This window comes from Tropicimonas isoalkanivorans (genome assembly GCF_900112335.1).
GTDB classification, from domain to species: domain Bacteria; phylum Pseudomonadota; class Alphaproteobacteria; order Rhodobacterales; family Rhodobacteraceae; genus Tropicimonas; species Tropicimonas isoalkanivorans.
This window is the reverse complement of sequence record NZ_FOLG01000006.1, coordinates 130,493-145,913: the sequence shown is the minus strand read 5'-3', so window position 1 is coordinate 145,913 and position 15,421 is coordinate 130,493. Positions and strand designations below refer to the sequence as shown.

12 protein-coding genes are annotated in these 15,421 nt (G+C 64.5%); 6 read left to right on the top strand and 6 right to left on the bottom strand.

The genetic code is table 11. The features are described from left to right. Window positions 1-89: 89 nt before the first annotated feature. The 5 genes from treY to BM075_RS12090 form a co-directional block, all read right to left on the bottom strand. Window positions 90-2,195, bottom strand: a complete 2,106-nt coding sequence (gene treY / locus BM075_RS12110) for a malto-oligosyltrehalose synthase (protein WP_093360943.1) — start codon at window positions 2,193-2,195, stop codon at window positions 90-92. Further along, entirely contained in the window at window positions 2,192-3,931 is a 1,740-nt protein-coding gene (gene treZ, locus BM075_RS12105; RefSeq protein ID WP_093360942.1) for a malto-oligosyltrehalose trehalohydrolase, read from the bottom strand. The genes treY and treZ overlap by 4 nt, the downstream gene beginning before the upstream one ends. Further along, window positions 3,924-5,957 (bottom strand): glycogen debranching protein GlgX, encoded by a 2,034-nt coding sequence (glgX, locus tag BM075_RS12100; protein WP_093360941.1) that lies wholly within the window; start codon window positions 5,955-5,957, stop codon window positions 3,924-3,926. Before glgX ends, treZ begins: the two co-directional genes overlap by 8 nt. Before the next feature lie 218 nt (window positions 5,958-6,175). After that, window positions 6,176-7,078, bottom strand: coding sequence for a c-type cytochrome (locus BM075_RS12095; RefSeq protein ID WP_093360940.1), 903 nt, complete (start codon window positions 7,076-7,078; stop codon window positions 6,176-6,178). A gap of 4 nt (window positions 7,079-7,082) precedes the next feature. Further along, complete coding sequence (locus tag BM075_RS12090) at window positions 7,083-7,550, bottom strand: c-type cytochrome (RefSeq protein ID WP_093360939.1); 468 nt, start codon at window positions 7,548-7,550, stop codon at window positions 7,083-7,085. Between the two features lie 250 nt (window positions 7,551-7,800). Between BM075_RS12090 and BM075_RS12085 the strand changes: the two genes are divergently transcribed. The 6 genes from BM075_RS12085 to ilvN all read left to right on the top strand — a co-directional run bounded on the left by BM075_RS12085 (window position 7,801) and on the right by ilvN (window position 14,706). Beyond that, entirely contained in the window at window positions 7,801-9,552 is a 1,752-nt protein-coding gene (locus BM075_RS12085; protein WP_177208325.1) for a PHA/PHB synthase family protein, read from the top strand. A 213-nt stretch (window positions 9,553-9,765) separates the two neighbouring features. Next, complete coding sequence (locus tag BM075_RS12080; protein WP_093361010.1) at window positions 9,766-10,194, top strand: DUF2852 domain-containing protein; 429 nt, start codon at window positions 9,766-9,768, stop codon at window positions 10,192-10,194. A gap of 96 nt (window positions 10,195-10,290) precedes the next feature. Continuing rightward, window positions 10,291-10,743: an RDD family protein gene (locus BM075_RS12075; RefSeq protein ID WP_177208324.1), complete on the top strand. Its 453-nt coding sequence runs from the start codon at window positions 10,291-10,293 to the stop codon at window positions 10,741-10,743. Window positions 10,744-10,858: 115 nt separating this feature from the next. Next, window positions 10,859-11,704: an arginyltransferase gene (locus BM075_RS12070; protein WP_093360937.1), complete on the top strand. Its 846-nt coding sequence runs from the start codon at window positions 10,859-10,861 to the stop codon at window positions 11,702-11,704. A gap of 560 nt (window positions 11,705-12,264) precedes the next feature. After that, complete coding sequence (locus tag BM075_RS12065; RefSeq protein WP_093360936.1) at window positions 12,265-14,019, top strand: acetolactate synthase 3 large subunit; 1,755 nt, start codon at window positions 12,265-12,267, stop codon at window positions 14,017-14,019. A gap of 123 nt (window positions 14,020-14,142) precedes the next feature. Further along, entirely contained in the window at window positions 14,143-14,706 is a 564-nt protein-coding gene (ilvN, locus tag BM075_RS12060) for an acetolactate synthase small subunit (protein WP_093360935.1), read from the top strand. A 31-nt stretch (window positions 14,707-14,737) separates the two neighbouring features. Here the strand turns inward: ilvN and BM075_RS12055 are convergent. After that, on the bottom strand, window positions 14,738-15,421 hold a 684-nt coding region (locus BM075_RS12055), incomplete at its 5' end, for a calcium-binding protein (protein WP_093360934.1).

Genomic DNA, 15,421 nt, shown 5'->3' with positions numbered 1-15,421 from the left:
CGCAGAGATTGGTGCGCCCCTCTTGGGGGTGAAACCAGCAAGGCCAGTACTATCGGCGGCAGCATAAGGCTTGGTCCGGGCGACCGCTCCTAGGACGTCGCCTCCGGAACGCGGTCCCGATGCGCACCGCGGCGCTGAAGGCCTTGGCGCGTGAGGCGGAACTTCTCCCCCACCCACCCGGGCGCATCCTTCAGGGCGACCACATCGTCTGGTGACACCGGGCGGCGATTGTCCGGGTCCGTCAGGTCAAGCAGCGCACCCTCGGCGCCCTGATAGAAATCCGGCACGCCTGGCAGGGCCAGCTTCAGTTCCAATTGCTTCAGCGACAGCTCCGCGGCCGTGGTCAGGATCGGTTCGAGTTCCGACGGCGGCGTTTCGATCCAGTCGGCCACCAGCGCCCGGGCAAATTCTGTCGCCGCGGCCTCGACCTCCTCGTCCGGATGCACCCAGGTCGTCGCTTCCTTCGCTTCTCGAAGAGCCTTCAGCGTGTGGTCCGCCAGCCGGTCCGCCAGCCCCTCGCCGCCCGGGCGCCAGATCGCGACGAGGCATTGAAGGATGTACCAGCAGTGGTTCGGATCCGGCCCCGCCGCCTCGGGCAGCGCCCAGGCACGCCGCCAGAGCGCCGTGAAGGCATCGGGGTGATGGGAAAGCGAAACGAGCCGCATGCGCGCGTCTTCCGCCCGCTTGGTGTCGTGAGAGGACGTCAGCGTCAGCCCTCCCGCACTGCGCCGGGCGGCCCAATCGCGGAATCGCTCCTCGCTCCAGCACGTGTCGTCCGGTTCTGAACCGACCTCGTTGGCCGCCAGATACGGCACCCAGCGGAACCCCGCGGTGTCCTCCTGCGCCTTGGCCATCAGCGCACCCGTGACTTGCTGGAACCGGATCAACAGGGCCGCCTCGTCCGGGGTCCCGGCCCGCAGCATCGCGTCGGCCAAAGCGCGCACGACCCTGTCGGAGCGCAGGGAATCCGCCGCCGCGTCCACCACCTCGGCCATGAGTTTCAGATCTTCGGCCCTGCCCGGCCGGCCGGGACGGAAATAGGTGCGGTACCGCGGGAAGGCGATCAGCAGCGCAAACACGGCCTCCCGCACCGCCTCCGCGCCGGCGTCCGTCTCCGGGTCCGCTTCCAACACCGTCCCGCCCAAGTCGCAAAGTTCATGCAGTTCTGCGGCCAGTTCTTCTCTCAGCACCTGGTCCTTGGCCTCCGCCAGAACCTCGCGGAACGATGCCTCCCGACCGGTTTCCGTCTGCCAGAGCGCGACGAGCTTTTTCCAGCCGGCCTCGTCCGTCAGGCGACAGGCGATGGCGCGCGCAGCCTCATAGCCCGTGGTGCCGACGACCGGCCAGTCCGGCAGTTCCTCCTCCCCGACCAGGATCTTCTCGACCCAGACCGGAACATCGCCCAGCCGGCTGGCGAGACGCTCGAGGTACTCCTCGGGGTCGGCGAGGCCGTCCACATGGTCCACACGCACACCCGCGACCTCGCCCGCCTCGACCAGATCGAAAAGAAGCGCGTGCATGTCGTCAAATACCTCCGGCCGTTCCACGCGCATCCCGATCAGCGATGTGACGTTGAAGAACCGCCGATGGGTCACGCCGTCGCGCTCGAACCGCCAGTCCGTCAGGCGCCAGTGCTGAGCATCGTGCACTGCAAGGAGCGTGCCCGCCCCCTCCGCCAGTGCCTCGCTTCCCGGGGCCAGCGGTACGGTCAGGCCAGGAATGTTCAGAACCGGACCGGATTCCTCCTGCCCGATGGACAGGTCGCCCCGTTCCACTGCCTGCTCCACGGTGCCGTCCAGGAACGGCAGAACCAGCGGACCCGCCTCCCAATCGATGTGGAAATGGTGGGCATAGCGGCTGCCCATGCCGTGGCGGAGCACGTCGCGCAGCCACGGGTTCTCGGGCGTGAAGACCGTGTGGTTCGGCACGATGTCGAGGATCAGGCCGATCCCCTTCGCACGGGCTGCGGCGGCGAGCCGGGAGTAGCCCTCCCGCCCGCCGAGCACCGGATCGATCTCGCCGGGGTCGGTCACGTCGTAGCCGTGGGTCGAGCCCGGCGCAGCCGTGAAGATCGGCGAGAGGTAGAGGTGCGATATGCCCATCTCGGCCAGATGGGGAAGCCAGGCCTCCGCGGCGGCGAAATCGACGCCCCCGCGCAGTTGAAGCCGATACGTCGCGTGCGGAAACCTGTTCATGTCGTTACCCGGAAAGCAAAAGGAGAATGTGCCACGTCGCCTTCGGCCAGAGCGGCCGGCCAGTCGGGGGCAGTTTCAGGAAGACCGCCGAGATTGGCGGCGAGCCGCAGGCGGCCTGCGGCAAAGGTCCATTCGGCCTCGACGGAGCGCTGTCCGGTGCGCCAGACCCGGGTCTCTCCGGCCAAACCGGAGGCCACGAGGGGCACCACGTGGGCGCGGCGAAACGCCAGGCATCGGCGTGTGAGGTCGAGCCACGACGTCGCCCGTGCATCGTCCGCCCAACTCAGTTTGGAAGCTTCGAATGTGGCGGGGTCCACCGGGTCCGGGACGTTGGTTCCCCAATGGTCGGAGAAACCGGCGAACTCGGCGCGGCGGCCGTCTCTGTAAGCTTGGCGAAGATCCGGGCCGGGATCGGCAAAGAACTGGAACGGATGGCGTTCGCCACGCTCCTCACCCATGAAGAGCATCGGCACGAAGGGCAGACACAGCAGCATGGCGTGGACGGTCCGGGCGGGCTCTTCTCCGGCAAGGGTTATGAGGCGGTCGCCCAAGGCACGATTGCCGACCTGGTCATGCGTCTGGTTGGGATTGACGAAGGCCGTCGGCGGCAGATGCCCGGCGGGCTTCCCGCGACGAGACTCCTCGCCCTCCCGAGGCTGGCCATGCTCGACCTGCCCGTCGCGGAAGGCGCGCAGCAGGTCGTCGATAGGATCGACCGCGAACGTCTTGTAATAGCTTTCGGATTCACCGGTCAGCGCGCAGTGGACAGCGTGGTGATAGTCGTCGTTCCACTCCGCATCGAACACCCCCAGATCCCGCAGTTCCGGGTCGTTTCGTTCGTCCTCGGACACCAAATACACAGGTCCGTCGGCAGCCGCGTGAAGCGCGTCCGAGATTTCCTGAAGGACGTGGGGTCGAGTCTTGTCCTGAATCTGGTGGACCGCATCGAAGCGGAAGCCGTCCGCCCGGTATTCGGTGAGCCACATCAGGGCATTCGCACGAAAGAAATCGCGGACCGCGGGCTGGCTATAGCGGATCGCGGCGCCCCAAGGGGTTTCGCGGCTATGGTCGAAGAATTCCGGCGCGATCTGGTGCAGCGTGACGCCCTCGGGACCGAAATGGTTGTAGACCACGTCGATCATCACCATCAGACCCAGCCCATGGGCTCGGTCGATCAGTCGGCAAAGGTCTTCCGGGGTGCCGTAGGCGGCGTGCGGGGCAAAGGGAAGCGCCCCATCGTATCCCCAGCCATGCTGGCCGGGAAATTGATTCAATGGCATCAACTGGATAGCTGTGATCCCGAGATCCGCCAGGCCCTGGAGCCGGTCAGCAGCGGCAGCGAAGGTGCCCTCGGGCGTGAAGGTGCCGACGTGCATTTCATAGATCACGGCCTCATGCCAGGGACGGCGCGGCCTGTCGTTCTGCCACGCAAAGTCGGACAGGTCGACGAGCCGCGACGGGCCGGCCACCCCGTCCGGTTGCGCGCGGGATGCGGGGTCGGCAAGCGGTTCGCCGTCGACCACGAAGCGGTAATCGCTCCCCGTGACCGCTTCCACCTTTGCCTCGAACCGTCCGTCTCCCGCCGGGGTAAGGTCCTGACGGCGGCCGGCCAACTCGATCGCCACCGATGAGGCACCGGGCGCCCAAAGCCGCGCGCACCACGCGGCCCCCGCAGGACGCACGCCCCAGAAAAGAGATGGATCAGAGGGTGTTGAGTCGGTCGTCGCGTCATCCATTATCGAACACGGCCACACTTTGTGCAGGGAAGTCCAGACGTCCGCCCGCCGGTTCGAGCGGCGCGGCGGACAGCCGCAGCCGCCAGTCGCCGTCCGGAAGAACGACTTCGCGACCGTCCCCGGCGTTGAAAAGCATCAGCAGACAGTGATCCTCTTCACCCAAGATCATGCCGAAGCACGGCAGATTGCCCCAGTCGGGGTCATCGATCGGCCGCCCGTCCGGATGCCACCACTTGACCGCGCCCATTCGATCGCCCTGCGCACCACCGATCCCTTCGAACGTGCGGCTGGTCAGGTCCCGGAAACTGCGGCGAACCGCAGTGAGCTGCGCGACCCAGTCCACGAGATCGAGGTTCGCGGCCTCCCAGTCGATCCACGACGTCTCGTTGTCCTGGCAGTAGACGTTGTTGTTGCCGCCTTGGCTGTTGCCCATTTCGTCGCCCGACAGCAGCATCGGCACCCCCCGCGACAGGAACAGCGTCGCCAGCATCGCCTTGACTCGTGCGGTCCGGGCCGCGAGCACGCCCGCATCGTCGGTCTCGCCCTCGTGGCCCATGTTGTCGGACACGTTATGATCGTGCCCATCGCGGCCATCCTCGCCGTTGGCCTCGTTGTGCTTGTGGTTGTAGGCCACGGTGTCCCACAGGGTGAAGCCGTCGTGGGCGGCCACGAAGTTGATGGAACTCGTCGCGGGGCGAAGCGAATGGCCGAACTGGACAGGCGAGCCCAGCAATCGCTCCGCATAGCGCCCGGACAGCCCCGGATCGCGGCGCCAGAATCCGCGGACATCGTCGCGGAACTTGTCGTTCCACTCCCGGAACGGCCAGGGGAACCCGCCCACCTGATAGCCGCCGTCGCCGACGTCCCAGGGTTCCGCGATAAGTTTGACCGAGGACAGAACCGGGTCCTGCTTCATCGCCGCAAAGAAACACCCCTCGCGCTCGAAGCCGGTGGCCTCGCGGCCCAGGGTGGAGGCCAGGTCGAACCTGAACCCGTCGACGTGCATGACCTGGACCCAGTACCGCAGGCTGTCCATCACCATGCGCAGGACGGCCGGATGGGAGACATTGAGCGTATTGCCGGTTCCGGTCACGTCGTAGCAGTGGCGCGGGTGCGCCGGGTCGGTCAGGTAGTAGGTGAGGTTGTCGATCCCGCGGAACGACAGCGTCGGCCCCTTCTCGCTGCCCTCGGCGGTGTGGTTATAGACGACGTCCAGGATCACCTCGATCCCGGCCCGGTGCAGCGCCTTGATCGTGCGCTTGATCTCGAGCAGGTCCGTGCCTGCAAGGTAGGGTGCATGGGGAGCAAAGAAGTTGAGCGTGTTGTAGCCCCAGTAGTTCGTCAGGCCCTTCTCCTGCAGGTGCCGGTCGCGCACGAACCCCTGGATCGGCAGAAGTTCCACAGCGGTGATCCCGAGGCGGGTCAAGTGGTCCAGCACGGCCGGATGGGCCAGTGCAGGGAAGGTGCCGCGAATCTCTTCCGGCACGTCCGGATGCTTCATCGTCAGTCCGCGCAGGTGCGCTTCGTACACCACGGAGTCCGCCCATCGGCGGCGCAAGGCCGTGTCGTCATCCCAGTCGAACACGGTGTCGGTTACGACGGCCTTGGGAATGAACGGCGCACTGTCCCGGTCGTCCCGTGTGAGATCGTCGCCGGTCATCACGTCGTAGCCGAACACCGCATCGTCCCAGCGGAGCTCGCTGTCGAGCTGGCGGGCGTAGGGGTCGATCAGCAGTTTCGAGGGGTTGAACCGAAGGCCGCGCTCCGGCTCGTAGGGGCCGTGCACGCGATAGCCATAACGCTGCCCCGCCCAGACGCCAGGTGCGAAGCCGTACCAGACCCCGCCTTCCATTTCCGGCAACATGGCGCTGGCAGTCGGTTCGCCGTCGGGGCCAAAGAGGCAAAGCTCGATAGCCGATGCATGTTCGCTGTAGATCGCGAAGTTGGTGCCGCCTTCCAGCGGCTCAGCTCCCAGGGTGTCCGAGCGCGCAGCGGTGCGGTCGAAGGTAAGTTTTTGAGAGGTCATTCCTGAAGATTATCCTTAAATCGGCCGTCTCATGGGCCATGGCACCGAGACCGGCGGACCAATTGGTTCCGCGACCGGACCGGCGCCGCACGCACGGCAGCACTGTTTCGCTGGTTGCACTTGTCCCTCATTGACGCGGTGTCAAGTCAGTCCAGCCAAAAAGCCATGTAACAGAGATCGCATTTGCGTGCGGGATCTGACGGCAATACCGCCCCTGCCTAGTTCGTAACCGCGGCAGATGGCGGAACGATCTTCAGGTAGGCGGCAATGGCCGCGCGGTCTTCATCAGAAAGATGGGAGATGTTCTCGACCACGTCCGCCATTTCACCGCCCGCTGTGTCGTAGTCGGGGGTGAAGCCGGACTTGAGGTATTCGGCAATGTCGGCCTCGGACCAGTCGAGGCCGCCCGGGGTAATGTCCGGTATCCGCCCCTCACCGCTGGGGTTCGGTGCACCGCTCAGCCAAGCGTCGAGCTGGAGCCCGCCGAGCGCATTGCGCGGGGTATGGCATTCCCCGCAATGTCCCGGCCCTTCAACAAGGAACCGGCCGTGCTGCTGTTGTTCGCTCAGGTCGCCTTCGACCACCCAACCGTCCCGCGCGAACAGCATTTTCCATACGCCCACGCCGAGCCGGATGCTGAAGGGAAAGCCGAGTTCATGTGGCAGGCTTGGCGTCGGGTCCGGTGGCAGCGTGGCGAGAAACGCGCGGAGGGACGCCGCGTCCTCGACAGACATCCGGCCGTAGGAATCGTAGGGGAATGCAGGGTAATAGTGCTGTCCCTGCGGTCCCGTCCCTTTCAGCAGCGCGTCAGCAAAGTCGGCGTCGGACCAGTTCCCGATCCCGGCGTCGGGATCGGGCGAAATATTGGGCGCAACGAACGCGCCGAAATCGGACGGAAGGCGAAGCCCGCCGGCAAGCACCAGCTTCTCTTCCCCCTCCGCACCGGGCGATGCGTGACACGAAGCGCAGCCGCCCGCATAGAACAGCATCTCGCCACGAGCGAGATCCGGTTCCACCCCGTCAAGGGCGTCCTGGTCGATCGTTTGGGGCGTGATGGCGTACCACCCTGCCCCGACGACCACGAGCGCCAGGATAATCGCTGTTCCCCCTACACCACGCATGGCGTCAATCGTCGGGCTGGCGGTATTCCTTGTGGCAAGCGCCACAGGCTGCACCCAGGTCCTTCATCGCGCCCTGCAAGGACGCAAGGTCGGTGCCGGCTGCTCCCTCCATCGCCGTCGCGGCCTCGGCCAGGTCATCGGCCTTGGCATGGAAACCGTCCATGTCGGACCAGATCACCGGAAGCGCGCGCGTTCCCTCAGTCGTCTCGCTGCTCGTTCCTTCAGGCCAAAGCGCCGTCTGGTCCAGCTTTGCCAATGCAGCCAGGTTGCCGGCGGCGGCCGCCGCAGTGTTGGCGTCATACTCAAGTTCGCCCTTCGCGATCGCGCCAAGTTGCCCGAGGTTGAACGCGTAGAGGCCCATTAGCGATTGACGGGCACTAACCGCGGGGTTCGTCGCATCCTGCGCGAAAGCAGTGCTACCGATTACAGCGGCCGCGAGGCCGGAGAGGGTCAACGTATATAGATGGCGCATAAATAAGCTCCCTTGAAACAATCCTGCGGGGCAACCTAACGCACTGTTCTATCATTTAAAGGGCCCCAACGTTTTTGTGACCATGAGTTCAACCAGAGGGATATCGCTCGGCCCCTCAACACGCATCAATCGCCCCCTTCGACGCGAAACACTTGACGGCAGCCCCGAAGCGCGGGCCATTCTGGGGGCCGGAAACGCGGGCCGTCTGGGGAGAACGGTCTTTTGGAACAGGACGAGGGAGGATGGTCTCATGGATACTGAAAAGTTAGCGAACATGACGCGGGAGTGGCTGGACCTGGTTTCGCGGGCTCAGAGAGTTGCCCCGCGCACTCAGGAGCAGATGGTCAGCACGGCGGCGCGCGGAGACTTCTCCGTTGTGGACGCCAAGCTGATCTACGAGGCCTACATCAAATCCATGACCGCCCTGATGCAAAACCCGCTGGCGGCCGCGGAGTACACCCAGCGGGTCTGGCTGGACTGGATGACGGCCTGGCAAAACGCGTGGCTGGGCAAGAATTCGGCGCCGCGCGACAAGCGGTTTCGCGACGAACGCTGGGATGCGGACCCGATCGCGCGCGGTCTGCGTGACGCTCATCTGGCGTTGGAGGCAGACACGGAGTCGCTACTGTCCGAATTGCCGGACGGCTCCAAGGACACGCTGCGGATGAAGTTCTACACCCGCCAGTTCCTGAGCGCGCTGTCTCCCAGCAACTACCTGATGCTCAACCCGGCGGCGCGCTATCATTTCCTCGAAACCGAGGGGGAGAGCCTGCTGGAAGGGTTCCGCAACCTTGTCGAGGACCTGGAGCGCGGCGAGGGCCGGCTGGACATCAGCACCACGGACACCGAAGCTTTCGAGGTCGGGCGCAATATCGCCACGACGCCGGGGAAGATCGTCTATCAGAACGAACTCATGCAGCTTATCCAGTTCGAGCCGATGACGGAGACGCAACGGAAGCGCCCGATCCTGTTCGTGCCGGCGTGGATCAACAAATACTACATCATGGACTTGCGGCCCGAGAACAGCGTCGTCCGCTACATGCTGGAACGGGGCCATACCGTCTTTCTGATCTCCTGGGTTAACCCGACCGGGGAGCACGCCCAGATGAGCTTCGAGGACTACATGAAGCACGGGCCCCTCGCCGCGCTGGACGCCATGGGCGAGGCCACGGGCGCGGAGCAGTTCGACATCCTCGGCTTCTGCATCGGCGGCATCCTGGTCATGGCGACTCTTGCGCTCCTGGCGGCCCGCAAGGACAACCGCATCGCAACGGCGACGACCTTTGCGACGATGGTGGACTTCACCGATGTGGGTGAGTTGGGCGTCTTCGTGGACCGCGGCCGACTTGAGGCGATGCGCGAGCAGATCAAGGAAAAGGGGTATCTGGAGAACTACCACCTCCAGAACGTGTTCTCGATGCTGCGGGAGAACGACCTCGTCTGGTCCTTCCACGTCATGAGCTACCTCATGGGGCGGAAGCCCCCCGCCTTCGACTTGCTGTTCTGGAATGCCGACAGCACCCGCCTGCCCGCGGCGATGCTGCTATGGTACCTTGAGAAGATCTATATCGAGAACGGCCTGCGCCTGCCCGGTCACCTGTCGCTGGACGGCACGCCGATCGACCTCTCGCAAATCGAGACGCCGATCTTCGTGCTGGCCACGAAGGAGGACCACATCGCGCCCTGGACGTCCGTCTACCCCACGACCCGGCTCGTAAAGGGCGAGGTGAAATTCGTCCTCGGCGCCTCCGGCCATATCGCGGGCGTCATCAATCCACCGGCCAAGAAAGAGAAATACGGCTACTGGTCCGGCGACGACCACCCGGTCGACGCTGAGGAATGGCTCAAGAACGCGGAATATACAGGTGGCTCGTGGTGGCCGGAGTGGGGCCGCTGGCTTGACAGCCACGACGACGGAGAGACCGTGCCGGCCCGCCACCCGGAAGACGGCAAGCTCGAAGTCATCGAAGACGCGCCGGGCGCTTTCGTCCTCGCGAAATAGGACGACGGACTGAAAAACCGGCGGCGGGACCCGCGGATCCCGCCGCTAGCTCGTTTGCTCCAAGGTTAGAAAAAGCGCGAAATAATAACACATTGCCCGCCCGTTTGCGAAAAATGTAAAAAGTCTTAACATGAAGTCTTGAACCCATCGGTCCCCCCTCCCATCTCATGTGATGTGAAAGGCATTCACATCGACCGCAACGAGGAGACCGAAATGACAACCGCAACTGCCGCCCCCCTGTCCTGGCTCGGCCGGGCCGAGGCATGGCTCGACAACCGCGGCAAGGGCGCCTGGATCGCTGCCATGATCCTGGGGTTCATCGCTTTCTGGCCCATCGGCCTCGCCCTTCTGGCCTACATGATCTGGAGCAAACGCATGTTCAATGGAAGTTGCCGTAAAGGCAGGCAGTCTCGTCACCGCCACTATCACGCCGCCATGAAATCCAGCGGCAACAGCGCCTTCGACGCCTACAAGGCCGAGACCCTGCGGCGCCTGGAAGAGGAACAGGAAGCCTTCGAGGCCTTCCTCCAGCGTCTGCGCGAAGCCAAGGACAAGCAGGAGTTCGACGCCTTCATGGATGACCGCGCCCGTGCAGCCAAGCCAACCGGCGACGACGGCAACGCGACAAGCGAACCTGCCTGACACCCCCCGGTGCTCCGCCGTCCCCAGGCGGAGCATCATGAGACGGCGCGCGACCTTCCGGCGCGCGCCGTTGCCCTGCGCTGAGAAAGACACCAGATGACCTACATGACAGAACCTTCCTGGGGCCTTCCCGACCCGGAGCGAGATGCCGACCTATATGCCGATGTGCCGCTCAAGCGCGCCATTGCCTGGGTTGTCGACTCGATCTTGATCTTCCTGATGACGCTGCTCGTCCTGCCGTTCACGGCGTTCGTCGGGCTGCTGTTCTATGGCGCGCTGTGGCTGAGCATCAGCTTCCTATATCGCACGCTTACGATCGCCGGCGGCTCCGCCACACTGGGTATGCGCCTCATGTCGATCCAGTTGCGCAACGCGCGCGGCGAGCGGTTCGGGCTGGCCGATGCGGTGGTCCATACGTCGATCTATATGGTCTGCTTCTCGTTCTTCATCCCGCAGGTCATCTCCGCGGTCCTCATGCTTTCCAGCTCCCGAGGCCAGGGGCTTTCGGACCTCGCGCTCGGCTCCACAGCCCTGAACCGCTGTCGTTGAGCGGAGCCGCGCCGGGGCGCAGGGCGCGCGGGACTAGGCAACCAATCGGGCTTGGCTGCGCGGCCAAGCCCTGTTACCGTTCCCAAATTCCAGACTGGACCGGGCAGCCGATTGAATGCGTCACACGTTACCTATCGCCCCCCAATTCTATGTGACCGCGCCCCAACCGTGCCCATATCTGAAGGGCCGGATGGAGCGGAAGCTGTTCACGGCGCTGCAGGGTGAACATGCCGAGAAGCTGAACGACACGCTCTCCAAGCAAGGGTTCCGGCGGTCGCAGAATGTGCTCTACCGCCCCTCTTGCGCCGATTGCAGTGCCTGCCTGTCCGCCCGTATTCGCGTGGCAGATTTCACGCCCAGCCGGGGCCAGCGCCGCACATTGCGCCGGAATGCCGGAATGCGCCGCAACGCGACCTCACCCTGGGCGACGGAGGCGCAGTACGCGCTGTTCCGCCGGTATCTCGACAGCCGCCACGCCGATGGCGGGATGGCCGACATGGACATCTTCGAGTTCGCCGCGATGGTCGAGGAGACCCCGGTGCGCTCCCGCCTGGTGGAGTACCGCGATCCCACCCTGACCACCCAGAAAGACCCTGCCCCCGACACCCTCGCCGCTGTCTGCCTCACCGACGTGCTCGAAGATGGCCTGAGCATGGTCTATAGCTTCTACGAGCCGACCCTCGCACGGCGCTCGCTCGGCACTTACCTGATCCTGGATCATATCGAGATCGCACGCGCGGCGAAGCTTCCCTATGTCTACCTCGGCTACTGGGTGCCCGGCAGCCCGAAGATGGGCTACAAGGCCGGCTTCGACGCGCTGGAGATTTACAAGGGTGGCGTCTGGCAGCCGCTTGGCGATCCGGAGTCCCACGAGGGCGCGACGCATCCCCTGTCTGTGGACCCCATCGCCGAGCAGGTTGCCCGGATCATCCTGCCCGACAGCCGCCCGACCAAGGGCTGATATCCCGGACAGGCACTGGGGCGGGCTCGGATTTCCGACGTCCCGCTATTTGGCGGGCCAGCACCAGTCAGGCGAGGCTTTAGCTCTGTCCTCTGAAGCGTCTCGGGAATAATTGATGAAGCGCGACGGGGCGCATGTCCGTCGTCCCGCACTGCGCGCGACTCCCATTAGTGCGAAACGAAATCCGCTCGCCGCGTGCCTCTCTTCCCCGAAATCCGAGCAAGACGGTCCATCCGCGGCTGCGGAGACCAATAGATTATGCTTGAAAATGCCGACGAACCGTTGGCCAAACGGCGCCCACTGGCCCGCCGGCGAAACAAAATTCCAATCGCTTCGAACCCTGAGACACTTTAACCGGAAAAGCCGTTGACGCTCCCTAACAACCCGCCTAATGTCCCGCGCACACACAGGAAGGACCCCCGAGAATGATCAGCATTCTTGTACTCGTAGAGGAAAGGCACATGGGCCGGTAACGGACACCATATTGGAACCCATGTGCCCCCAGTCCCTGCGACCCGGGGGTTTTTTATTGCCGCGATGCCAGAAGATGGAGAACGACGATGGCGCAGCAAATGACCGGAGCAAGAATGGTGGTTCAGGCCCTGAAGGATCAGGGTGTGGACGTCGTGTTCGGCTATCCCGGCGGCGCCGTACTACCCATCTATGACGAGATCTTTCAGGATCAGGGGATCAAGCACATTCTGGTTCGCCACGAACAGGGTGCCGCGCACGCCGCCGAAGGCTATGCCCGTTCCACCGGCAAGCCCGGTGTCGTTCTGGTGACCTCCGGCCCCGGCGCGACCAACGCCGTCACCGGGATAACCGACGCGCTGATGGATTCCATCCCGATGGTTGTCCTGTCGGGCCAGGTGCCGACCTTCATGATCGGCTCGGATGCCTTCCAGGAGGCCGACACGGTCGGGATCACTCGGCCCTGCTCCAAGCACAACTGGCTGGTGAAGGAGACCGACGCGCTGGCGCAGACGATCCACCAAGCGTTTCATGTCGCCACGTCCGGCCGGCCCGGTCCGGTTCTGGTCGACATCCCGAAGGACGTCCAGTTCGCCACGGGAACGTACGTCGGCCCGACCGAAGCGCGTGCCAGCCACTACCAGCCCAAAGTCAAAGGCGACACCGAGATGATCACGGCGCTGGTCGAGGCGCTGGAGACGGCCGAACGGCCCATCTTCTATACCGGCGGCGGGGTGATCAACTCCGGCACGCTCGCCAGCCAACTGCTGCGCGAGTGGGTCGAGGCCACAGGTTTCCCGATCACGTCGACCCTGATGGGGCTCGGCGCCTATCCGGCCAGCGGCAAGAACTGGCTGGGGATGCTGGGCATGCACGGGCTCTACGAGGCCAACATGGCAATGCATGGCTGCGATCTGATGATCAATATCGGTGCGCGGTTCGACGACCGCATCACCGGCCGCATCGCGGACTTCAGCCCGCACTCGCGCAAGGCCCACATCGACATCGACCCCAGTTCGATCAACAAGGTGATCCGAACCGACTTCCCCATCGTCGGCGACGTCGCCCACGTGCTGGAGGATGCGCTGCGGATCTGGAAATCCCGTGGCCGCAAGGTGAACAAGTCCGCTCTGAAGAAGTGGTGGGCGCAGATCGAGGAATGGAAGCAGGTTCGTTGCCTGACCTACAAGAACTCGGACTCTGTCATCAAACCCCAACACGCGTTGGAACGGCTGGAGGCGCTCACGCGCGGCCATGACCGCTACATCTGCACCGACGTCGGACAGCACCAGATGTGGGCGGCGCAGTTCCTGGGCTTTGACGCTCCCAACCGCTGGATGACCTCTGGCGGCCTCGGGACCATGGGCTATGGCCTGCCCGCCTCCATCGGCGTCCAGGTGGCCCACCCCGACAGTCTGGTCATCAACGTCGCTGGCGACGCGAGTTTCATGATGAACCTGCAGGAAATGGGGACCGCGCGGCAATACGATCTGCCGGTCAAGCAGTTCATCCTGAACAACGAGCGGCTGGGCATGGTCCGGCAGTGGCAGGAATTGCTTCACGGCGAGCGGTACTCCCACAGCTGGTCCGAAGCGCTGCCCGATTTCGTGAAACTGGCCGAAGCGTTCGGTGCGAAGGGTTTCATGGTCTCCGATCCCAAGGACCTCGATGACGCGATCATGGAAATGATCGAGTACGATGGGCCCGTGATCTTCGACTGCCTGGTGGAGAAGCACGAGAATTGCTTCCCGATGATCCCGTCGGGCGAGCCGCACAACAACATGCTGCTCGGAGACGCCTCCACCAAGGATGCCATCGGAACCAAGGGCGCGGTCCTCGTGTAACCCGTTCGGGACGGGCGCCATCACGCGCCCGGCCCGCTCACGTTTCGCACTGGCGAGAGGGACACGCCGGGTGTAGTCAGCCCTGCGTGCGGAAGACGCCCGAAGGGGCAGGAGAGAATTCAGATGTCGCCACTCAACATCGAAAAGGGGTCGTCGAAGCATTCCGCCTACGACCTACGCAATCCCAACGCCGAGGTCATCGAGACCCACACGCTTGCCGTCGTCGTCGACAACGAAGCTGGCGTCCTCGCCCGCGTCATCGGGCTGTTCTCGGGCCGCGGCTACAACATCGAGAGCCTGACCGTCGCCGAGGTCGATCACCTTGGCCATCGTTCGCGCATCACCATCGTCACCACCGGTACGCCCGAGGTGATCGAACAGATCAAGGCGCAGCTCGGCCGGCTGGTACCCGTCCACAAGGTGCAGGATCTGACCACAGAAGGCCCATCTGTGGAACGCGAACTGGCGCTGCTGAAGGTATCCGGTACCGGCGACAAGCGCGTCGAGGCGCTCCGACTGGCGGACATCTTTCGCGCGAATGCGGTGGATTCGACGCTGGAAAGCTTCGTGTTCTCGATTGCAGGCTCACCGGAAAAGATCGACGCCTTCATCGAACTGATGCGCCCCCTAGGGCTGGTGGAGACCGCCCGCACGGGCGTTGCCGCCCTGACCCGCGGCGCCAACTGAACGAGCGCCCTAAGCGACAGCAAACCGGGGGCTAGAGCCAGATGTCCCCGGCTGACAAGTCGCTCAGGTGCAGTCCTTCCAGCAGCAGACGGTCTTCCGTGGAAATCACGATCTGAAGCCCAGCGTCGGTTTCGATGGCCGCTGCCTTCACTTGCGCGAACCTCCCGAACTCCGTCCCCGACAGGTCCAGATGGTCCGCACCGGGCGCGAAGTCTGTTACGACATCGTTTCCGTAGCCCATTGAAAAGACGAATGTATCCCTGCCGCGACCGCCGATGAGGGTATCTGCGCCGCTCCCGCCGTCCAATACATCGGCGCCGCCATGTCCCGCGAGTTTGTCGGCCATTCCGCCACCAAAGAGGCGGTCGTTCCCGACCCGGCCATAGAGTACATCCTTCCCGCCGCCGCCCCACAGGGTGTCGCCCCCCGACCCGCCGTCGAGGCTATCATTGCCATTGCCGCCATACATCCGGTCGTTTCCACTCCCGCCGTTCAGGCGGTCCAGTCCGCTGCCCCCGATGAGCCGATCTTCGCCGCCCCCACCGTCGATCACATCACGCCCGACGTTGCCAATCAGCAATTCGTCGCCCGCCCCGCCAACGATCTCGTCATCACCAAGCCCGCCGTCCGCGGTGTCGCCACCGCCACCCGTGGAGATGTAGTCGTTGCCTGCGCCGCCACGCAAAGTCTCCCTCGCGGCGCTGCCCCAGAGTTC